The organism is Acetobacter sp. KSO5, assembly GCF_044094635.1.
Classification (GTDB): domain Bacteria; phylum Pseudomonadota; class Alphaproteobacteria; order Acetobacterales; family Acetobacteraceae; genus Acetobacter; species Acetobacter cerevisiae.
Genome location: NZ_CP172014.1, coordinates 1,181,323 through 1,199,794, shown reverse-complemented (window position 1 = coordinate 1,199,794; position 18,472 = coordinate 1,181,323). Strand labels below are relative to the sequence as shown.

Annotated in this window: 24 protein-coding genes; 15 read left to right on the top strand and 9 right to left on the bottom strand. The window is 59.9% G+C overall.

Features of this window, described 5'->3' with window-relative positions; genetic code table 11:
• Window positions 1-25: 25 nt before the first annotated feature.
• The 3 genes from ACHQGU_RS05480 to aat are packed head-to-tail and all read right to left on the bottom strand — an operon-like array spanning window position 26 to window position 2,353.
• Window positions 26-664 (bottom strand): hypothetical protein, encoded by a 639-nt coding sequence (locus tag ACHQGU_RS05480; RefSeq protein WP_395496387.1) that lies wholly within the window; start codon window positions 662-664, stop codon window positions 26-28.
• A gap of 47 nt (window positions 665-711) precedes the next feature.
• Window positions 712-1,620 carry a hypothetical protein gene (locus ACHQGU_RS05475; RefSeq protein ID WP_062270838.1) on the bottom strand — a complete coding sequence of 303 codons (909 nt, stop codon included), beginning with the start codon at window positions 1,618-1,620 and terminating at the stop codon, window positions 712-714.
• Window positions 1,621-1,675: 55 nt separating this feature from the next.
• A complete protein-coding gene (aat, locus tag ACHQGU_RS05470; protein ID WP_062270840.1) occupies window positions 1,676-2,353 on the bottom strand; it encodes a leucyl/phenylalanyl-tRNA--protein transferase in 678 nt (225 codons plus the stop codon).
• A 160-nt stretch (window positions 2,354-2,513) separates the two neighbouring features.
• Here aat and ACHQGU_RS05465 point away from each other — a divergent pair, with 160 nt between their 5' ends.
• Together ACHQGU_RS05465 and ACHQGU_RS05460 are read left to right on the top strand one after the other, a co-directional pair.
• Window positions 2,514-3,488, top strand: coding sequence for a 2-hydroxyacid dehydrogenase (locus ACHQGU_RS05465; protein WP_395496111.1), 975 nt, complete (start codon window positions 2,514-2,516; stop codon window positions 3,486-3,488).
• Between the two features lie 13 nt (window positions 3,489-3,501).
• Window positions 3,502-3,684, top strand: coding sequence for a hypothetical protein (locus ACHQGU_RS05460; protein WP_062143259.1), 183 nt, complete (start codon window positions 3,502-3,504; stop codon window positions 3,682-3,684).
• Window positions 3,685-3,764: 80 nt separating this feature from the next.
• On the opposite strand, the gene ACHQGU_RS05455 is transcribed toward ACHQGU_RS05460, so the two are convergent.
• Complete coding sequence (locus tag ACHQGU_RS05455) at window positions 3,765-4,601, bottom strand: EcsC family protein (RefSeq protein ID WP_043552205.1); 837 nt, start codon at window positions 4,599-4,601, stop codon at window positions 3,765-3,767.
• 369 nt (window positions 4,602-4,970) lie between these two features.
• Here ACHQGU_RS05455 and ACHQGU_RS05450 point away from each other — a divergent pair, with 369 nt between their 5' ends.
• Entirely contained in the window at window positions 4,971-5,675 is a 705-nt protein-coding gene (locus tag ACHQGU_RS05450) for a hypothetical protein (RefSeq protein WP_395496110.1), read from the top strand.
• A 123-nt stretch (window positions 5,676-5,798) separates the two neighbouring features.
• Here ACHQGU_RS05450 and ACHQGU_RS05445 read toward each other — a convergent pair whose 3' ends face one another.
• On the bottom strand, window positions 5,799-6,767 hold the full coding sequence (locus ACHQGU_RS05445) for a threo-3-hydroxy-L-aspartate ammonia-lyase (RefSeq protein WP_395496109.1): 969 nt from the start codon (window positions 6,765-6,767) through the stop codon (window positions 5,799-5,801).
• Between the two features lie 164 nt (window positions 6,768-6,931).
• Here ACHQGU_RS05445 and ACHQGU_RS05440 point away from each other — a divergent pair, with 164 nt between their 5' ends.
• Window positions 6,932-7,267, top strand: coding sequence for a TIGR01244 family sulfur transferase (locus ACHQGU_RS05440; protein WP_062249845.1), 336 nt, complete (start codon window positions 6,932-6,934; stop codon window positions 7,265-7,267).
• Window positions 7,268-7,366: 99 nt separating this feature from the next.
• Here the strand turns inward: ACHQGU_RS05440 and ACHQGU_RS05435 are convergent, their stop codons facing one another.
• A complete protein-coding gene (locus ACHQGU_RS05435) occupies window positions 7,367-7,783 on the bottom strand; it encodes an EVE domain-containing protein (RefSeq protein ID WP_062143250.1) in 417 nt (138 codons plus the stop codon).
• Window positions 7,784-7,785: 2 nt separating this feature from the next.
• The gene (locus ACHQGU_RS05430) at window positions 7,786-8,079 is read right to left on the bottom strand and encodes a YciI family protein (protein ID WP_062143237.1); all 294 of its coding nucleotides are present in this window, start codon (window positions 8,077-8,079) and stop codon (window positions 7,786-7,788) included.
• A gap of 170 nt (window positions 8,080-8,249) precedes the next feature.
• Here ACHQGU_RS05430 and ACHQGU_RS05425 point away from each other — a divergent pair, with 170 nt between their 5' ends.
• From ACHQGU_RS05425 to ACHQGU_RS05375, 11 genes are all read left to right on the top strand, one after another.
• Window positions 8,250-9,038 carry a heme ABC transporter permease gene (locus ACHQGU_RS05425; protein WP_061492022.1) on the top strand — a complete coding sequence of 263 codons (789 nt, stop codon included), beginning with the start codon at window positions 8,250-8,252 and terminating at the stop codon, window positions 9,036-9,038.
• Window positions 9,035-9,196, top strand: coding sequence for a hypothetical protein (locus ACHQGU_RS05420; RefSeq protein ID WP_167347358.1), 162 nt, complete (start codon window positions 9,035-9,037; stop codon window positions 9,194-9,196). Before ACHQGU_RS05425 ends, ACHQGU_RS05420 begins: the two co-directional genes overlap by 4 nt.
• Window positions 9,193-9,741, top strand: a complete 549-nt coding sequence (gene ccmE, locus ACHQGU_RS05415) for a cytochrome c maturation protein CcmE (protein ID WP_395496108.1) — start codon at window positions 9,193-9,195, stop codon at window positions 9,739-9,741. The genes ACHQGU_RS05420 and ccmE overlap by 4 nt, the downstream gene beginning before the upstream one ends.
• Before the next feature lie 121 nt (window positions 9,742-9,862).
• Entirely contained in the window at window positions 9,863-11,848 is a 1,986-nt protein-coding gene (locus tag ACHQGU_RS05410) for a heme lyase CcmF/NrfE family subunit (RefSeq protein ID WP_395496107.1), read from the top strand.
• A complete protein-coding gene (locus tag ACHQGU_RS05405; RefSeq protein ID WP_395496106.1) occupies window positions 11,845-12,420 on the top strand; it encodes a DsbE family thiol:disulfide interchange protein in 576 nt (191 codons plus the stop codon). The genes ACHQGU_RS05410 and ACHQGU_RS05405 overlap by 4 nt, the downstream gene beginning before the upstream one ends.
• Window positions 12,414-12,890: a cytochrome c-type biogenesis protein gene (locus ACHQGU_RS05400; RefSeq protein WP_197463903.1), complete on the top strand. Its 477-nt coding sequence runs from the start codon at window positions 12,414-12,416 to the stop codon at window positions 12,888-12,890. Before ACHQGU_RS05405 ends, ACHQGU_RS05400 begins: the two co-directional genes overlap by 7 nt.
• 4 nt (window positions 12,891-12,894) lie before the next feature.
• A complete protein-coding gene (ccmI, locus tag ACHQGU_RS05395) occupies window positions 12,895-13,626 on the top strand; it encodes a c-type cytochrome biogenesis protein CcmI (protein ID WP_395496105.1) in 732 nt (243 codons plus the stop codon).
• Window positions 13,627-13,821: 195 nt separating this feature from the next.
• On the top strand, window positions 13,822-14,280 hold the full coding sequence (locus tag ACHQGU_RS05390) for an N-acetyltransferase (RefSeq protein ID WP_062249838.1): 459 nt from the start codon (window positions 13,822-13,824) through the stop codon (window positions 14,278-14,280).
• 61 nt (window positions 14,281-14,341) lie between these two features.
• Window positions 14,342-14,884, top strand: coding sequence for an RrF2 family transcriptional regulator (locus ACHQGU_RS05385; protein WP_395496104.1), 543 nt, complete (start codon window positions 14,342-14,344; stop codon window positions 14,882-14,884).
• A 28-nt stretch (window positions 14,885-14,912) separates the two neighbouring features.
• Window positions 14,913-15,302, top strand: coding sequence for a cupin domain-containing protein (locus tag ACHQGU_RS05380; protein WP_281701067.1), 390 nt, complete (start codon window positions 14,913-14,915; stop codon window positions 15,300-15,302).
• An 18-nt stretch (window positions 15,303-15,320) separates the two neighbouring features.
• Window positions 15,321-16,223, top strand: a complete 903-nt coding sequence (locus ACHQGU_RS05375; RefSeq protein WP_281701066.1) for an NAD(P)-dependent oxidoreductase — start codon at window positions 15,321-15,323, stop codon at window positions 16,221-16,223.
• A gap of 135 nt (window positions 16,224-16,358) precedes the next feature.
• Here the strand turns inward: ACHQGU_RS05375 and ACHQGU_RS05370 are convergent, their stop codons facing one another.
• Both ACHQGU_RS05370 and ACHQGU_RS05365 read right to left on the bottom strand, forming a co-directional pair.
• On the bottom strand, window positions 16,359-16,949 hold the full coding sequence (locus ACHQGU_RS05370) for a GNAT family N-acetyltransferase (RefSeq protein ID WP_231558295.1): 591 nt from the start codon (window positions 16,947-16,949) through the stop codon (window positions 16,359-16,361).
• Complete coding sequence (locus ACHQGU_RS05365; protein WP_043552179.1) at window positions 16,946-18,202, bottom strand: dicarboxylate/amino acid:cation symporter; 1,257 nt, start codon at window positions 18,200-18,202, stop codon at window positions 16,946-16,948. Before ACHQGU_RS05365 ends, ACHQGU_RS05370 begins: the two co-directional genes overlap by 4 nt.
• Between the last annotated feature and the right edge of the window lie 270 nt (window positions 18,203-18,472).

The window sequence follows — 18,472 nt, the reverse complement described above, 5'->3', positions numbered from 1 at the left end:
TTTCCGTCGTAACGGTCCGGGCGGATTACGGTCTGGCGGGGGCCTCCTGCTTCAGGCCCGATGGAATGGCGAACACATCATCAGGCTGGGCCACCCGGCTGACACGGAGCGCCCGGACGGTAATCTGTCCCTGCTGTGCAACCTGCAACAACAGACCATCCGCCGTGTAACAGACATCACTTGCATGTCCGTCGGCGTCTTTGGTGCGCCAGATAATGCAGCTTTCCCCCGCCACCACGGAACCACCCAATCGTGCATAGGTGCCAACCATGGCCGGGTGACCGGGCGGCGTAAGGCCCTGACTGGGGGCCGGCATCACACTCTTCCGCTTGCGGCTCGGGTCCACCACGGTCAGCGTGTGCTCGGGCCAGGAGGTGATCATGAACAGGTCAGACCCCTCCGGGTCCAGCCGCTGACGGAGGCTGCCCACCTGCCAGCGCATCCGCTGCTTCATCACCGCATCCCCGGTGGGCGATGTCAGTTCATACAGCACATCCGCATCCACAGACGGCGTGATAAACGGCGCATCCTGCGGGGCGACTGGCGCAGGGGCAGGATTGGCACCCGCCTGAGCACCGCTCGCACCTGCGGAAACAGCGTTGCCTGCGTCGGTACCCGTAGCAGACGTTTGCGCCTGCGCCACGGGCAGAGAGGCCACACCCATCATAACACCCAGCCCGGCACCAAACAGCCGCCGCGCACGCAGCCCGCTCATGGCGTATTGCCTGACGCATCATGCGCGTTGGAATCCGTGGATGGCAGGGTCGTTACAGGACCAACGCCCGGCACAACGCCTGTGGCGGAGGGCACGCTGGAATGTTCCTGCTGCTGCACACTGGTTGGCCCGCGCATAACGGAAGGGGGTGCTGAACCGTCCTCATTCCCACCAGACTGAGATCCCGGGGAATGCGGCGTGACTTCCTGAAAACCCGCAGGCGGCTGGAAAGAGGTGGCGGGCACGTCGTCATAGGAGACTTTCATCGCCTTGAGGTGGCCGTTCAGACCATCCACATCCACGCCGTCCTGCTCCAGAATAAAGCCGTCATCCGTCACGCAGGCAGTCCCATTCCCCTGCGCGGAGACCACGCCCCAGAGGGTGCAGGGCTGGCCGATGACTTCGGATTTGCCTTTGCGCGTAAAACTCATGGACATGTCCAGCAGGAACGGACTGCGCGCCACCTCCTGCTGCACCAGCCGGGTATAAATCTTGCGGTCGTTCAGGATAATCATCACTTCCTGCGCCGCCCGGTTGATGATGACCGCCCCCCGGCTTTCCGGGCCATCCATGCTGAGCATGTAGTTGATCCGCATCAACCCGCCATCACCGGAAAACAGAACCTGCACATGCCGGTCCTTAATCGGCAGGGCCGTTGCGGGGCCCCCACCCGCAGGCGGGCGCGGCTGAAAGACGTAATCAATAGTGGCATCACGTCCGGGCATCAGGCGCGGGTGGTCCATCTGCGGGGCGGGAGCCGGTGCGCCTGCCGGGGCCGCAGGTGTTGCTGCTGTCTCGGCGGCATGGCCTGGCTGACTCAGCAGTCCTGCCGCCAGCGGTGCGGTGGCCAGAAGGCTGCAAAGGGTCAGCATACGGCGCGTCCGGGCCGGCTGGCAGTGTGTCATACGTCTTCGTCTTTCCTGTTTCTCATCCAGACCGCTCTGCTCCCAGAGCCGGTCCCTAACTGTCCTGAGAGTCTGCCGCCTGCGTCTCTGCCCGCATGGCGCGAATTTCAGCCTCCAGCTCATCTGCAGGAATGCTAGCCTGCCAACATGGCATCATCTGGACAGCGCGTTCCAAGGTTGCCTTATACAGGCTTGCCGGAATTTCCTCCCCGCCAAAGCGGGCGAGATGGTCTGTTCCAAACTGGGTGTCTAGCACGATAAAGCCGCCAATCCGCAGCCGCGCCACCAGATGCACTAACGCAACCTTGGAGGCATCGGTCGCACGGCTGAACATGCTTTCCCCAAAAAATGCGCCGCCCAGCGCCACGCCATATAAGCCGCCCACCAGCTTTCCGTCCTGCCGACATTCCACGCTATGCGCGTATCCCATGTCATGCAGGGCACAGAACAGGCGGAAGATCTCACCATTGATCCATGTGTCCTCACGCCCCGGTGCAGGCGCTGCGCAGGCCTTCATCACGCCGGGGAAATCCTGATCCACACTGACATCAAACCGGCCTGACAACACCGTGCGTTGCAGACGGCGCGAGAGGTGGAAACCACGCAGAGGCAGGATGCCGCGCGGGTCCGGATCATACCATTGCAGCTCGTCATCATCCGCATCGGCCGCCATCGGGAAAATCCCGGCCGCATACGCGCCTAAAATCAGTTCCGGCGTCAGCGCGTCAGTCATGTCGCCTCCTTTAAACAGATGAGATCTGCGTTCTTTATAACGCTCGCGCCTGATCCCGCGTCCGTTTCCGTCGTTATACGCTCGTCATGGCTTTTCTGAAGGGTCATGCTAGTCTGTCATTACGGAAACTCAATCTGTCCCACTGAAAAAAGGAACGCCCATGCCTTCCGAAAAGCCTCGCCTGATCCGTGCCGTCCGGCTGCCTGCCGCTGTTGAAAAGCGGATTGAGACCGACTTTACCGCTCCCCCTGCCCCCGACGCGCCGCTGGATACCGCTGGCATGCTGGCTCTGGCGGAAAAGCAGCAGGCGTTTGCCATGCTGGTCACGCATCATTGTCCACTGAAAGGCGCGGATGTGGCGGCCATTCCGGACTGTGTGAAGCTGGTAGCAACCGTCAGTGTCGGGCTGGACCATCTGGACGTTCCCGCCCTGCTGGCCCGCGGTATTAAAGTCTGCAACACGCCGGACGTGCTGACCGACTGTAATGCCGACCTGACCATGATGCTGATTCTGGCCGCCTGCCGCCGCGCTGCGGAATATTACACGCTGATGAAGAACGGCTGGGGCCGCACGCTGGAAATGGATGAGATGCTGGGCATGCGCGTGACCGGCAAGACTCTGGGCATTGTCGGCATGGGCCGCATCGGGCAGGCCGTGGCCCGGCGGGCGCGTGGTTTTGACATGAAGGTGCTCTACCATAACCGCCGCAGGCTGGACCCTGCGCAGGAGGAAGGCGCGACCTATTTTGAAAATCTGGAAGAGATGCTGCCCCACTGCAACATTCTCACCCTGCACATGCCCGCCACCCCCGGCGCACCGCCGCTGATGACAGCCAAAATGTTCGGCCTGCTGCCGCGCGGCAGTGTGCTGGTGAACGCGGCGCGCGGCGCGCTGGTGGATGAGACGGCTCTGCTGGACGCCCTGCGCTCCGGCCATCTGTTTAATGCCGGGCTGGATGTTTATCAGAACGAACCCAACCCGAACCCCAGCATTCTCGCCCTGCCGAAGATTTTCATGACGCCCCATACCGGCAGCGCCACAGTGGAAACCCGCACGGCCATGGGCATGCTCTCGCTGGACAATGTGGCCGCTCTCGCCGCCAATAAGCCGCTTGTCACCCCTGTAACGGCCTGAACCGGAGAGACTGATGACCTTAAGAATAGCCTGCCTGCTGGGTATTCTTGCCTGCGTGGTGGTGAGACTGATCGACTTCCACTACCAGCAGACCTGCATGATTGTGGGCGGGTTCATGCTGTTTCTTGCCGTCATCGGCACGCTGATTGATGAGGAACCGCCACCGGTCAAAAAACAGAAAGAGCCAGCCTCCTGAGGGGAAGCTGGCTCTCTGATAAGACCGTTTGAGACCACGCCGGAGGATCTGCCTCCGGCTTTTTTAATGCCTCACTCCCTTCAGGAAACGCGACCGTTACGCGTTGCGACATGATCCCGCAGGGCCTCAGCCGTATCCCGCACCACCGGACCATGTTCACGCTCCAGACGACGGATGGTGAAGTGCGCCCGCGCCAGTGCCCGGTAATGGTTAAGGAATGCCGTATTGAGCGACGCCCCACACAGCGCACCCGCCACTGGCATAAGCTGAAGAGAGACTTTCTGCCCCAGAGCCAGACCGTAATGCGAGGCAACTTCCGCAATCAGCATCACAACCGGGCGGCCACGCAGCAGCGCGCGGGCTGAGAAATAGCCCAGTTCGCTATCCTCCGCCTTCCGCGCATTGGGGAAGGCCCGCAGTGCGAATACTTCCAGACAGGCGCGGCGTGCATCCGGGTCGGAAAGATCCTCGCCTTCTTCGCGCGCAATGCGGCCAATCTCACGCATGATGGTCAACGTGGTAAAGCTGATATCCGGGGCCAGACCGGCCAATCCAGCAAAGCCACCTACCGCGCCGGAGACGGCAACAGCCGCCTGCAACGCCGGGCCACGCCAGGGCTGCGGTTCCGCCAGAGCATCACCGGGGCTGCGCAGCCCGACAATGGCAACATCAAAGGCACGGGCAATGGCGCTTTCCGCCAGACCACGCAGCTTGTCTTCCATGCCGGGAGCCATGCCCAACCCACGCAGACCCAGCCGCGTGGCGTGGCCAACAGCGCCGCCCATCAGGTCCGCCAGACGTACCAGAACGCCTTTGCCAGACTCGACCTGTGCGAGGGCGTGTTCCAGCTCTCCCAGATCGTGACCACTGAGCTTGAGCGTCACCATCTCGCTCCCTGTCATGTCCTGCGTACTCATTTGCGCCCTTTCTGCTTGCTCTGCCCTGCCGTGAAAGGCCGGGCCGGGGCGCAGTCGAGCGCCCGCAATAGTCTGTTTTGTAAAGGAGAGTGTAGCATAGCACGCCCGAAAAGCGACACGGGCCGCCCCTCGTCCGGCATATGCCTCCCATCTCCTGAACAGCGATGTCCACCTTCCCTCACAAAAGCCCCACGGGCTAAGAAGTTGCCTCCTATCCCTTTTCCTTTTTGATTTTTGCCGTGGTTTTCCGGCATGCGTGAACCCTTTTGGCGTCAGACTTCACGGTGGTTGTCACGTGCATCGGAACACCTTACACAGCCGAAAGTGAGACCATCCCGGCGCAGACTGTGCGCCAACAGGAGTTGTTCCATGTCGCACACCACGCCTTCCTCCCGCCCGGCCCGTACCCCACGCTGGCAGAATCTGCTGCGCGCTGGCTCCGTTGCCGCCGTTCTGGCTGCCACAGGCTGCGCCCAGACCCCGCAGCAGCAAGCCTATCATTCTGCGCTGGAACATGCGCGGACGGACCCGTCCTACTGCTATTCCCACCAGTATGACACGCTTCTGGCCGAAGCCATGCAGCGCGACCACAGCCTGCAATCCAGCAAGACGCCGGACCGGGATGATAAGCCGGATTCCTCTTTCCAGCCGACCATGCAGATCAGCGTGACGGGTGCCACCGCCATGCCGGACCTCAGCCTGCCGCCGTATTTCCACCGCGTCTGCCGCCTGAGCACCAAACTGCCCAATGGCACCACGGAAAACGGGTTTCTGACCTTCACCTACCTGATCCGCAACAACAAGGTGCAGTCCGCGCTGAGCGAATGGTATTCCGATGCGGAAGTCACGCAGGAATATGATGCGACCATGAAGCAGATTGAAGCCGGTCTGGACATGAACAATCCGGATCTGAAATCCTGCATCCAGCGCTATCCGGCCTTTGATGCACCGTCCAAAGACCCGATCGTGCAGCAAGGCGCGCTCGACCTCCGTGCCCATCTGGTCCGTCGCTGCCTGGCCAACAAAGCCGCACTGAAAGACCTGTATTCAGACCTGTATTTCATTCATCGCTAAAACAGGCTTTACAGCCTACACATCGCCTGTCCGGGACAAGAGGGACAATTATCCCTTATCCGGACAGGCGTTTTAAAAATCCCTTAAAATTTAGCGCGACTAATTTTTCAGTCTCCGGCTGTGTTACGCGCCCTCCTGCATCAGTCTGGAAAACCGTGCCATATCAACATTGCCGCCGGAAATAATCACGCCGACACGCTTCCCCTTCCATTCGGAAGCAGCCGCAAGAGCGGCAGCGACGCCAAGGCAGCCCGTCGGCTCGACGACAATTTTCATCCGCTCCGCCAGGGTGCGCATGGTCGCAACCAGCGTGGCATCGTCCACCGTGACAATCTCCCGCAAAAGCCTGCGCATAATCCCAAAAGTGAGCGGGCTGATGGCTGTGGTCTGCGCTCCATCCGCCAGTGTTTTGGGCACCTCAATCTGCACGATGTGACCTGCGGCCAGAGACTGTCGCGCATCATCCCCGGCTGCCGGTTCCACCCCAATTACGGTGCACCCCTTCGAGACCGCATGCGCAACCAGCGCACAGCCTGAGGCAAGACCACCGCCGCCAACCGGCACAAACAACGCATCAAGCGGTCCGGTTTCTTCAAACAATTCCAGCGCTGCGGTGCCCTGCCCGGCAATAATATCCGGATGGTCAAACGGAGGGAGCAACGTCGCCCCTCGCTCCGCGGCCAGTGCGCCGCCTATCGCCTGCCGGTCCTGCGTGTAACGATCATACAGAACCACTTCCGCCCCGTAGCCCCGGGTGGCAGCCAGCTTCATGACCGGGGCGTCTTCCGGCATGACAATTACGGCGGGAATCCCAGCCTGCTGCGCCGCACAGGCCACACCCTGCGCGTGATTACCGGAGGAATACGCCACCACACCCCGGCGACGCACCGCTTCCGGCAGGGCCAGAATAGCATTCAGCGCGCCTCGGAATTTGAACGCCCCCACACGCTGGAAATTTTCCGCCTTGAAGAACAGCTCCGCCCCGCTCACTCCGTTCAGATAGCGAGAGGTGAGAACCGGCGTGCGATGCGCATGCCCTTTCAGACGCACCGATGCTGCCACAACATCTGCAAAACCCGGTTCTTTCTGCATGTCCCGCCGCCCTTCTTTTTTTTCTGATCCAAGCCCACCATGCCGGATTTCAGGGCAGGCATACAGCCAGAGCAGTATGCCCCCCTCTTTCCGCTTGCTCTGTCCGGGCCTACAAGGTCAGGGAGCTTGTGAGCAGAATGCTGTCTGAAAGGACTTTATTGACCATGAACTATCGCAGCCTGTCCCCCGATTTTGTTGTTGCCCCGCAGATTGCCGTCAGCGACATCCCCGCCATTAAAGAGGCCGGGTTCAAAACCATCATCTGCACCCGCCCGGACGGGGAAGACCCGGGCCAGCCGACGGCTGAAACCATTGGGGAAGCCGCCAAGCAGGCTGGCCTGTCCTTCATCTCCATTCCGGTTGCTGGCGGTCAGGCTCCGTCTTCGGATGCCGTGATCATCATGCAGGAATCCCTCAACACCCTGCCCGGCCCGATCTTCAGCTATTGCCGCTCCGGCAACCGCGCGGGCCAGCTCTGGGCGCTTGCCACACAGGGCTAAGCCGCTCTGACTACGGCCAACAAAAAAGGGAGCCGCCCGGTCTGGGTGCTCCCTTTTTTATTGATGCGGCGGGAACAAAGCCCGGCCTGCTTCTGGTCGTCAGTCGCCAGACCAGCCGCCCATGCGGCACAGATACTGCCAGTGTTCCGCAGAAACCGGACACACTGAAAGGCGGGACTGCCGGACCAGAGCCAGATCCGCCAGCGCCTCATCCTGCTTGATATCCGCCAGCGTAACCGGGCTGGGCATGGGGCCAACGGTTTTCACGTCCACACACACCCAGTTGCCGCTGTCCGCCGTGGGGTCCGGGTAGGCTTCGCGCACAATTTCCACCACCCCCACAATCGCGCGCTGCACGTTGGAATGGTAAAAAAAGGCGCGGTCTCCCACCTTCATGCCAGCAAGATTCTTTTTGGCCTGATGGTTGCGCACCCCGGTCCAGGGTTCCACATCATTAGCCACCTGCTCATCCCAGCTAAAGGCGTCCGGCTCGCTTTTAATCAACCAGTAGGCCATGGCTATTCCACCAGCGCGCCATCACGGAACACGGTGCGCAGGGGGCGCACGATCACGCTTTCAAACAGATTAACCTCGGCATACGGATCAGCCGCAGCAAAGCCTTCCGCCGCCGCGCGATCGGGCACATCCAGCAGCACGAGGCTGCCGCAGGGGGTGCCGTTCACGTCAAGTTGAGGTCCGGCGAACTGAATCGCCTGCTTGTAGTTTTCCAGAAAAGCCAGATGTTTCTCTCGCGTAGCCTTACGTATTTCAAGGGCTCCGGGGCGATCTGTGCAAATAACGGCAAACAACATGTCTTCTCTCCGCTGTGTTGTCGGGACAGGACGCCCATGAATAACTGCCTCGTGTCAAGATGCCCCGAATGATGTAAAAGGTGCGCGAGCGCATGTCTGGGCAGGAAACTCCTGCATGCAAGGCCCCTGCAAGCTCACGTGATTTGTTGAGATACGGAACGGACTGACATTTGAGCGCCACACCGACCCTCGTCGCGCGTGCCGGGACATTCTTCCATCGGTATGCCAATCCCGGCCGGTTTCTCAAGCTGGGCGCACGCCTTCAGCCCTGGCTGACATGGCCAGCCCTGCTGCTCACCCTCGCGGGGCTGGGCTGGGGGCTGTTTTTCTCGCCTGCCGACTGGCAGCAGGGCGATTCTGTCCGCATTATGTATGTGCACGTGCCAGCCGCCATGCTGGCCTCTGCCGGTTATGCCGGGCTTGCCGTATGCGCCGTACTGTCACTCGTCTGGCGGCACCCGCTGGCGGATCTGGCTGCGGTGGAAATCGGCCCGGTGGGTGCCTGCATTACCGCACTGTGTCTGGCCACCGGCTCCCTGTGGGGCAAGCCGATGTGGGGCACATGGTGGGTGTGGGACGCCCGGCTGACCTCCGTGCTGGTGCTGTTCTTTTTGTATCTGGGCCATATCGCGCTCATCCGCGCGTTTGATGATCCGCAGCGCGGCTACAAAGCTGCGGCCATTCTCGCACTTGCGGGCGCAGTCGATCTGCCGGTGATCAAATTCAGCGTGCAGTGGTGGAACACCCTGCATCAGCCGGACAGCATCACGCTGACAGGCGCGCCCACCATGTCCTCTTCCATGCTGTGGCCGCTGGCTCTATCCACGCTGGGCTTCTCGCTGGGGTTTGCCGCCATTGTGCTGGCCCGCACCCGGGCCGCCGTGATGGAAAGCCGCATCCGCAGCCTGCTCTCCAGCCCGCGCCGCCGCGCTGGCAATGCTTCGGGAGACGCCGCATGACGCATCTGCCCTATATTCTGGCCAGCTATGGTCTGGCCACTGTCATCGCGCTGACCCTCTCCATCGGGGCGGCCCTCCGCCTCAAAAAGGCCCGTATGCGGCTGGCCGTTCTTGAACGCCCCTCGGACCGCACCACAGGAGCCACTTCGTCTCTATGACCCGCAAGACACGTCGCCTCTGGCTCGTTATCGCCTGCGTTGCCTGTCTGGGGGCTGCCGCAGCCCTCATGCTCAAGGCGTTTTCCTCCGATATTGTTTTCTTTGTCACGCCTTCTCAGGTGGCGGCGTCCGCGCCTCCGGCTGACCGCACCGTGCGGCTGGGTGGCATGGTGGTGGCTGGCTCCGTCAAACGGGAAAAACGGGGGGAAACTCCAATTGCCCGCTTTGACGTCACAGATGGTCAGGCCGCTGTAACCGTGCGGTATGAAGGCATCCTGCCCGACCTGTTCCGCGAGGGGCAGAGCGTGGTGGCCGTCGGCACCATGCACAAGGACGGGTTTGTGGCGAGTGAAGTGCTGGCCAAGCATGATGAAACCTACATGCCGAAGGAAGTGGCGGAAGCCCTGAAAAAATCCGGCAAGTGGGACCCGCGCTTTGGCCCGCCGCCCAGTGCAGCAAGCTGGAACAGCATGACGGTGCAGGACGCAAAGAAAGGTCTTCCCGCGTCCGGCGCTCCTGCGCCCCCTGCCCCGGCTGGCAACTAAAACCCTGTGTTACGCCGCACATCCCCTTTTGCGTCTTTTGCCTCTGTCTGGCAGGTCTCTTTCCCTGCCAGCCTCTTTTACGCTGTTCTGACAGCCCGCCACCCGGAGACATCCCTCTGACATGCTGAGCCCTGAACTCGGACATTATGCGCTGGCCCTTGCCTGCATCCTTGCCGCCGCGCAGGGCATTCTGCCTCTTATCGGTGCGCAACGACGCGACAGACGGGTGATGATGCTCGCGCCGGGGCTGGCCGTAGGGCAGCTTCTGGCCTTGCTGATGGCCTTCCTCTGTCTGGTGTACGCCGCCGTTACGGATGATTTCTCGGTCCAGAACATTGCGGCCAACAGCGCGGTCTCCAAACCGCTGCTGTATAAAATCACCGGTGTGTGGGGCAATCATGAAGGCTCCATTCTACTCTGGGCGCTTATCCTCGGGATCTGCGGCGCTGCCGTGGCCGCCTTCGGGCGTAACCTGCCGTCTGCTCTGCGGGCACGGGTGATTGCTGTTCTGGGGGCCGTGGCTGCCGGGTTTGAACTGTTCTGTCTGACCACGTCAGACCCGTTCGCCCGCGTCTGGCCCGCCCCGATGGATGGGCAGGGCATGAACCCGCTGTTGCAGGACCCGGGCCTCGCCTTCCATCCGCCCATTCTCTACACCGGCTATGTCGGGTTTGCGGTGCCGTTTGCCTTCGCTATTGCGGCCCTGATTGAAGGCCGAGTGGATGCCGCATGGGGCCGCTGGGTGCGCCCGTGGGCGGTGGCGGCATGGTGCTTCCTCACCTGCGGCATCGCGCTGGGGTCATGGTGGTCCTATTACGTACTGGGCTGGGGCGGTTACTGGTTCTGGGACCCGGTAGAAAACGCCTCCCTCATCCCCTGGCTGACCGGCACGGCGCTGATCCATTCCGCCATTGTGGTGGAAAAGCGTGAAAGCCTGAAAATCTGGACGGTGTTGCTGGCCATTGCCACGTTCTCGTTCTCGCTCTCCGGCACGTTCCTCGTCCGCTCCGGCATTCTGAACTCCGTGCATGCGTTCGCGAATGACCCGGCCCGCGGCATCTTCATTCTCGGCCTGCTGGCGGTGGTGATCGGTGGCTCTCTTGCGCTGTTTGCCTATCGCGCTCCTACCCTGACGGCGGGTGGCCTGTTCGCCCCCATCTCGCGTGAGGGTGCGCTGGTGCTCAACAACATCCTGTTGTGCTCCCTATGCGCCGTGGTGCTGACCGGCACCATGTATCCGCCCTTCATGTCTCTGCTGTTTGACCGCACCATTTCCGTCGGCAAGCCATTCTTTGATGCCACGACCATTCCGCTGGCCATCCCGCTGTTCATCTTCATGGGCTTTGGCCCCATGTTGCCGTGGAAGCGCGCCCAGCTCTGGCCGGTGCTGCAACGGCTGTGGATTGCCGCTCTGCTGGCTGGTGTCGCGTTTGCAGTGTTTACCTTCGGCATGTCCGGCATTCTGCCTATCCTGTGCAGCGCGCTGGCGGTGTGGGTCATTGCGGCCTCCGTGCTCGATATCACGGAGCGTATGCGCCTGTTCCGCATGCCGCTCTCCGGCAGTCTCCAGCGTGCCCGCATGCTGCCCCGCTCCATTTTTGGCACGGCCATTGCCCATGCGGGTGTGGGCGTGACCATTCTGGGGCTGGCCGCCATGTCTCAGGCCCAGCACAAAATTGTGGAAGTGCCGGTTGGCACCACCGAGCATCTGGCCGGTTATGACTGGACGCTGACCAACGTGACGCAGGAACCGGGGCCGAACTATTCCGCTATGGTTGCAACCCTTGAGGTGCGGCATAACGGCAAGATTGTCACCATCATGCATCCGTCCAAACGCAGCTTTAACAGCCAGAACCAGACAACGACGGAAGTCTCCATCCACACCAATCTGCTGGCTGACCTGTATGGCGTGCTGGGGGACAAACACGGCACGGACGCCGCCCCCACCTACGTACTGCGCCTGCATTACAACCCACTGGCCCCGTGGATGTGGCTGGGTGCGCTGATTATGGCCATTGGCGGCGTGCTTTCCCTTTCCGACCGGCGCATGCGCGTGGGTGCACCGCGCCGTGCCAAAACTTCCCCCAATACGGTGACGGCAGCATGAGCAACCTTCCTGAAAACATGACGCGCCGGCGGCTGCTGATGGCCGCCCCTCTGGCCGGAGCCGCGATTGTTGGTGTTGGCTTCTGGAAGATGCTCTCCGGCATGCAGCACGGCTCCTTCAACCCGCATGATATCAACGCGCCGGTGCTCAACCGCCCGGTGCCTGATTTCAGTGTGCCGGATCAGGCGCCGGGTCAGGGCTTCAGCGCGCAGGACCTGCGCGCGCTCACCCAGCCGGTTCTGGTCAACTTCTTTGCCTCATGGTGCATCCCCTGCCTTGCAGAAATGCCAACCCTGATGGGCCTGAAGGATGACCTGACGATGTGGGGCATTGCCTATAAGGACCGCCCGGAAAACGCAGCCGGGTTCCTGAAGCATTCCGGCAACCCGTTCACCCGTCTGGGCAGTGACCGCGATGGCCGTGTGGGGATCGACTGGGGTATTTCCGGGGTGCCGGAAACCTTCCTGATCGGCCCCGGCGGCATTATCCGCTGGCACAGCGCCGCCCCGCTGGATGTGGACACCATCCGCGGCACGCTGGTGCCCCTGCTGGAAAGCCTGAAAAAATCATGATGCTGCGCCGTCTGTCCGCCCTGTTTCTGGGCTGCGCCCTGCTGCTGGCCCCGGTTCTGGTTCTGGCCGTGGATGACCCTGCCGAAATGCTGCCCAACCCGCAGGAAGAAGCACGGGCCGAGGCCATTGGCTCTCAACTCCGCTGTCTGGTCTGCCAGAATGAATCCATTGAGGACAGCAGCGCCGGGCTGGCGCGGGACCTGCGCCGCGTGGTGCGGGAACACGTTGCCAAGGGTGAGAGCAACCGCCAGATCATGGACTGGATGGTGAACCGCTACGGCAACTTCATTCGCCTCAGTCCGCCGCTTTCCATCGGCACACTGCTGCTATGGAGCATGCCGGTTCTGGCCCTGCTGCTGGGCCTGACCACTGCATTTTTCGCCTATCGCCGCCGCAATGCGGCCCCCGCTGCCCCCCCGCCGCTGACAGCGGAAGAAAAGGCCCGTCTGGCCGACCTGACGAAGGACTGAGCGCATGATCTGGCTTTCCATTGTGCTGTTAAGCTGTCTGGCTCTGGCTCCGGCGGTCCTCCCCCTATGGCGACGCACCCGGCAGGTCCGGGATGAACGGAGTGCGGCACTCTCGCTGCATGAAGCCCAGCTTTCTGAAATTGATCGTGATCTGGATATCGGCCTGATTGCCCCGGCGGAGCATGACATTGCCCGGCTGGAAATCCAGCGCCGCATTCTGGTGGCCGACACCGCCCCAACACACGCGGACGATGCCATTCCGCCAGTCGCCGTATGGAGCGCACTGGGGCTGATCCCCCTCGCAGCAGTTGGGCTGTATCTGACCAATGGCGTGCCCTCCCTGCCCGCGCAGCCGCTCGGGCCGCGTCTGGTAGCGCAACATGAGCAAAACACGCGCGGTGATGCCGTGGTCCAGCGCCTGAAAGCCACGCTGGCCATGATCCCCGCAGGCGACCCCAACCTGCGGCAGGGCTACCTGCTGCTTGGGCAGGCCGAAGCGACCCGCGAGCATTATGCGGAAGCCGCCGAAGCGTGGAACCACGCCCTCTCCCTCGGCTTTGACGCAGAAGTTGCCGCCCGCACCGGGGAGGCCCTGACCCGCGCAGCAAGCCACGTCACCCCGCAGGCACTCGACCTGTTCCGCAAAGCGCTGGACGCCGCCCCCAAAGACGCCCCCTGGCGCGGCGCCATTCAGGCCCGCATTGCTGAGGGCGAGCATGAGCAGGATAATCCGTGAGCAGCTTTTAAACCGAAAAGTTCACCAGAAAGCAGGCTGTTGGCACTATACTTCCATAGTGCCAACAGCCTTTTAACCAAATATTGCGCCCACGCCAAAAGAGTCTCCAATACTTATTTGAGTTCTGTATTGAGACAGACCTCCAATATTTCAAATCAAAATCAATACCGGAATTCAAAAGGTAGAAAAGCTTTTATGATTTCATTCAGACCAATGCAGGAAAACGAATTTTCTCGTTACACTGACTATTTTGTATCCGATTATGCTCATGAGATATCAGAAAATTACGGCTTATCTCTTTCAGACTCTCTCAAGCAGGCACACGAAACTATAGAAACCAGCTTTCCTCAAGGCGCGCTCACAGAAAGCGAAACCCTTCTGTGCATTATAAAATCTGGCGAAATCATCGGGTATATTTGGTATCGCCCCGACCAAAATAATCAATCAGTCTATATTTATGATTTCCACATTCTCCCTGACCAGCAGGGTCAGGGTTATGGAAAGCAAGCTTTAAAAACTCTGGAAGAAAACCTGAGCCAACAAGGGTTCAAACACATCAAGCTTCGTGTGGCGGCGGACAATACACGCGCTCAGCATGTCTATGAAGCCAGTGGGTTTCGCGTAACTGGCATCAATATGAACAAGACCATCTGAACGACGGTTCAGTCGGGTTTAAAATCTTGCGAATCTAAACGCGGACTTATATGGTCCGCGTATGTCACTTTACGGCGCAAGCACCGAATATGTCCTGCACAGCCTGCTTTGGCTGGTGGACAATCCTGAACCTGTCAGCAGTCTTGACCTCGCGGAGCTTCAGAACATCCCTGCGGCATTCGTCGCCAAGCTCCTGCCCCGGCTTGAAAAGGCTGGCCTTCTCGCCGCATCCGAAGGGATGAAAGGTGGGTACACGCTGGCCAGACCAGCCAGCGAGATCAGCGTGCTCACCGTTGTGGATGCTGTTGAAGGCGAAAAAAGCCTGTTTAACTGTCAGGAAATCAGAGGCCGCTGCGTTCTCTTCGGCCAACACCCACCCCAATGGGCAACGCAGGGTGTTTGCGGAATTCATGCCGTCATGCTGCGGGCGGAACAGGCCATGCGGCGGGAACTGGCACAGACCTCACTGGCGGATCTGGCGCAATCAGTGCGGGACAAAGCTCCCCCTCCTTTCTTCGGAGAGGCGCACTCATGGTTTGACGAGCGTATTCAAACCCGCCGCACCAGCAAAGTCAGACAACGCAGACGGTCTGACACACCCTGAACCCGTCTTCTCAAAAGGAGTATTGAGTATGCGCAAATTTGCCATTCTCGCGGCCATAACGGCAGGTTTATTTGCTGCACCTCTTCACGCAGAGACCAAAGTCACACCTCTGATGACGCATGACCTGCAAGGCATTCCCGGCAAGGAAGGAGCCATGCTGACAGTCGATTACCCACCCGGTGGTTCAGACCCCATCCACAGACATAATGCCTCCGTGTTTGTCTATGTCCTGAAAGGGAGCGTCACCATGCAGGTCGCGGGAGGCGCACCCGTTACTCTGAAAGAAGGGCAGAGCTTCTTTGAAGGGCCGGATGACGTTCATCTCGTTGGGCGTAATGCCAGCCAGACGCAGCCTGCCCGTTTCCTTGCATTCTTCGTCAAGGATAAAGCAGCGCCCTTCGTCTTTCCCGCGCATTAAGCCAAAGGAGACCGCACCATGAAAATTCTTGTTGCCGGAGCCAGCGGAGCGCTCGGCCGTCCGCTTATAACGCGCCTGCGGGATGCGGGGCATGACGTGTGGGGACTGGCTCATCGCCCGGAGAGTCTGAAAGCGATCGAAACGCTCGGCGCGCACCCACTGCAAGGCAATGCGCTGGATCGGAGCAGTGTTTTTGATCTGATGGAGCGTCTCCGGCCAGACGTAGTGATCGACCAGCTGACCTCGCTTCCCGCCAGCCCTTTCGACTTAGCAAAGCGCATTCCTGCCGATTGCACATTACGTCTGGAAGGCGGCGGCAATCTGTTTGCGGCAGCCAGCACCTTCGGGGTGCAGCGCTATATCCAGCAATTATCCGGTTTCTATCTGGATGGCGGCGATGGGCTAGCCACTGAGGCCTCTCCGTTGCGGCTCAACGCCCCCGGCACGATTGGGCAAAGTGCCCGCATGTATGCGCAGCTGGAAAGGCGAGTGCTGAGCGCACCGTCTATGGACGGTATCGGGTTACGCTACGGTTTCTTTTATGGTCCGGGCACATGGTACTGGCCGGATGGCGCATTCAGCCACCATCTTGCACAAGGCGAGATTTCGCTGATTGGTAAAGGAAGCAGCACGTTTTCCTTTATCCATGTGGACGATGCCGCACAGGCAACGGTCGCGGCTTTAACTGCACCTGCCGGGGTTTATAACGTCGTGGATAATCAGCCGACAAAAATGTCTGCGTGGTTGCCAGCCTATGCCCGCTGGATTGGATCTGCGCCTCCACCCCACATGAATGAGCAGGAGGCTCTTCGCCTGATGGGCGAGGAAAGCATTTATTATCAAAACAACCTGACGGGAACATCCAATCGCAAGGCGCTGGAAATCCTGAGCCTCAATCCGCAACCACTCCCCTGGCTTTAGAAAGAGAGCGGAGGCCTGTTTCTACAGGAAAGAAACAGGTTATCCGCTCCGACCTTATAGGACAGCAGGTGACATAGCCTCTTACAACCTGCCCTCCGTCGGGACGTCAGCCCCCCTACCTGCTCAGTGTCATGATTAGGAGCAATGTGCCTCGTTGTCCCATTGCTCACGACGGAGCCGATAAAGAACGTGACCACGAAGACGGTGTCCCTCCGGAACATAGGGATGATCGAAATTTTCGTTGGGATTATGCGTCATACCAAGCTTTGCCATCACCCGTCGTGATTTAAGGTTAGCTGGCACGGTGATGGCAAGAATTTCAGGTAAATTCAGCGTTTCAAACCCAAACTGCAAACAGGCCTTTGCAGCTTCCGGCGCGTAGCCCTGCCCCCAGAACGGGCGCGCAATCCGCCACCCGAGTTCGACTGCCGGGGTAAAGGAGGCATCATACCCCACCCTGCGCAGGCCCACGGTCCCGATGAATGCGGCGTCTTCCTTACGTTCAACAGCCCAAAAACAGAAGCCATGCTGCTGCATGTGAGCGATCTGATCATCAACCCACGGACCAAATGCCTTGTCACGGGGGAGAGGCATCATGAACTCCATGACATCAGGATCAGCGGACATATCTGCAAATGGCGACCGATCCTCATCAGTCCATTCCCGCAACCGCAGCCGTTCTGTTGTGATCGTCATGAAGCCACTCCCCTCCGGGTCGTCTGTCACAGCCGATCCTCCGTCGGCCCGTCAGACAGCACACCTTCCCACTTGGCGGAAATGGCGGCGGCGTAGCCGTTGCCCAGCACGTTGGTGGCGGTGCGGGCCATGTCGAGGAAGTGGTCGATGCCGAGGATCAGGGTAATCCCGGCTTCCGGCAGGCCAAACTGCGGCAGCACGGCCACCAGTGTGACAATGGACGCGCGCGGCACACCGGCAATGCCCTTGCTGCTCAGCATCATGACCAGCACCATGGTGAACTGCTGCATGGCGGACAGGTGGATGTCATACACCTGCGCGATAAAGAGCGCGCCAAAACTCTGGAACAGGATGGAGCCGTCCAGATTGAAGCTGTAGCCCAGCGGCAGCACAAAGCCGCTGATGCGGGTCGGCACGCCAAAGTTTTCCAGCTTTTCCAGCAGCAGCGGGTAGACGGATTCACTACTGGCCGTCGCGTAACCCAGAATAAGCGGCTGAATAAGCTCCCGGATCAGGTCTTTAATCCGGGGACCAAGCACCAGAAACGCCAGTGTGGTCAGCACAACCCAGAGCACCAGAATAGTGCTGTAGAACTCAACCAGAAAGCGGCTGTACTGGATCAGCATCCCGCCGCCACTATGCGCAATACTGCCCATAACGGAGCCGAAAACGGCCATGGGGGCGAGCAGCATGACCATGTCGGTCATCCGCAGCATGATGTGACCCAGTTCTTCCGTCCATCCCAGCATGGTCTTTCCAGCCTTACCCGCAGCAGGTAGGGCCAGACCAAACAGCACGGAGAACACCACAATCTGAAGAATGTCATTGCGGGACATGGCATCGAGAACGCTGGTCGGCACGATATGCAGCAGGAAATCAACCGGCAGGAACGGGTGCTTCAGGCTGGCCAGATCTTCCACGGCCGGAGGCTCAAACCCGGCACCCGGCTGGAAGATATTCCCGGCCAGAAGCCCGATAAGCAGCGAGATAAAAGACATGCTGATGAACCACAGCAGGATTTTGCCGCCGATACGGAAAACCTGACTGTCATCACCCAGCTTGCCAATCCCGCTCACCAGCGTGGCAAAAACCAGTGGGGCGATGACCATCTTGATCAGCCGCAGGAAAATCCCCGTCATCAGGGTTGCTGCCTGTTCGGCAAAATGAATGACAGCGGGTGAGAGCGTGTGAATGAAAAGCCCGCTCATCACACCCAGAACAAGGGCTATCAGAATGGCATAAGTCCGCCGTCTGGTGTTGACCGGCTGCGTCCCAATGGCCATCGCGTTGTTCCCTGTTCTAATTTTTTATCACTATTGTGCCGGTTTCTACGCTACTGGCGGCAATATTTGAAGACCAGACCGCGCTCAAATCATGAATTCTTCCCCACAAAGCAGACTCCATGAAATAGATAAAATATCGTAACAATAAAGTTTCGATATCCAAGTGTAACGAAATAAAATTTCCACAAGACCCGCAGAAAACTCAGACTCTTTCAATAAGAGCCATAAAATCTTTCGTTAAAACTTCCGCCTGTTCTTGATCTTAAACAC

Bases quoted from the DNA above. Each gene is read 5' to 3' on its own strand.
- aat (WP_062270840.1), bottom strand. From the start codon at position 2,353: ATGACTGACGCGCTGACGCCGGAACTGATTTTAGGCGCGTATGCGGCC.
- ACHQGU_RS05445 (WP_395496109.1), bottom strand. From the start codon at position 6,767: ATGCAGAAAGAACCGGGTTTTGCAGATGTTGTGGCAGCATCGGTGCGT.
- ACHQGU_RS05465 (WP_395496111.1), top strand. From the start codon at position 2,514: ATGCCTTCCGAAAAGCCTCGCCTGATCCGTGCCGTCCGGCTGCCTGCC.
- ACHQGU_RS05380 (WP_281701067.1), top strand. From the start codon at position 14,913: ATGCGCAAATTTGCCATTCTCGCGGCCATAACGGCAGGTTTATTTGCT.
- ACHQGU_RS05435 (WP_062143250.1), bottom strand. From the start codon at position 7,783: ATGGCCTACTGGTTGATTAAAAGCGAGCCGGACGCCTTTAGCTGGGAT.
- ACHQGU_RS05455 (WP_043552205.1), bottom strand. From the start codon at position 4,601: ATGAGTACGCAGGACATGACAGGGAGCGAGATGGTGACGCTCAAGCTC.
- ACHQGU_RS05390 (WP_062249838.1), top strand. From the start codon at position 13,822: ATGATTTCATTCAGACCAATGCAGGAAAACGAATTTTCTCGTTACACT.
- ACHQGU_RS05410 (WP_395496107.1), top strand. From the start codon at position 9,863: ATGCTGAGCCCTGAACTCGGACATTATGCGCTGGCCCTTGCCTGCATC.
- ACHQGU_RS05385 (WP_395496104.1), top strand. From the start codon at position 14,342: ATGTCACTTTACGGCGCAAGCACCGAATATGTCCTGCACAGCCTGCTT.
- ACHQGU_RS05375 (WP_281701066.1), top strand. From the start codon at position 15,321: ATGAAAATTCTTGTTGCCGGAGCCAGCGGAGCGCTCGGCCGTCCGCTT.
- ACHQGU_RS05365 (WP_043552179.1), bottom strand. From the start codon at position 18,202: ATGGCCATTGGGACGCAGCCGGTCAACACCAGACGGCGGACTTATGCC.
- ACHQGU_RS05450 (WP_395496110.1), top strand. From the start codon at position 4,971: ATGTCGCACACCACGCCTTCCTCCCGCCCGGCCCGTACCCCACGCTGG.
- ACHQGU_RS05405 (WP_395496106.1), top strand. From the start codon at position 11,845: ATGAGCAACCTTCCTGAAAACATGACGCGCCGGCGGCTGCTGATGGCC.
- ACHQGU_RS05475 (WP_062270838.1), bottom strand. From the start codon at position 1,620: ATGACACACTGCCAGCCGGCCCGGACGCGCCGTATGCTGACCCTTTGC.
- ACHQGU_RS05430 (WP_062143237.1), bottom strand. From the start codon at position 8,079: ATGTTGTTTGCCGTTATTTGCACAGATCGCCCCGGAGCCCTTGAAATA.
- ccmE (WP_395496108.1), top strand. From the start codon at position 9,193: ATGACCCGCAAGACACGTCGCCTCTGGCTCGTTATCGCCTGCGTTGCC.
- ACHQGU_RS05420 (WP_167347358.1), top strand. From the start codon at position 9,035: ATGACGCATCTGCCCTATATTCTGGCCAGCTATGGTCTGGCCACTGTC.
- ACHQGU_RS05460 (WP_062143259.1), top strand. From the start codon at position 3,502: ATGACCTTAAGAATAGCCTGCCTGCTGGGTATTCTTGCCTGCGTGGTG.
- ccmI (WP_395496105.1), top strand. From the start codon at position 12,895: ATGATCTGGCTTTCCATTGTGCTGTTAAGCTGTCTGGCTCTGGCTCCG.
- ACHQGU_RS05480 (WP_395496387.1), bottom strand. From the start codon at position 664: ATGGGTGTGGCCTCTCTGCCCGTGGCGCAGGCGCAAACGTCTGCTACG.
- ACHQGU_RS05440 (WP_062249845.1), top strand. From the start codon at position 6,932: ATGAACTATCGCAGCCTGTCCCCCGATTTTGTTGTTGCCCCGCAGATT.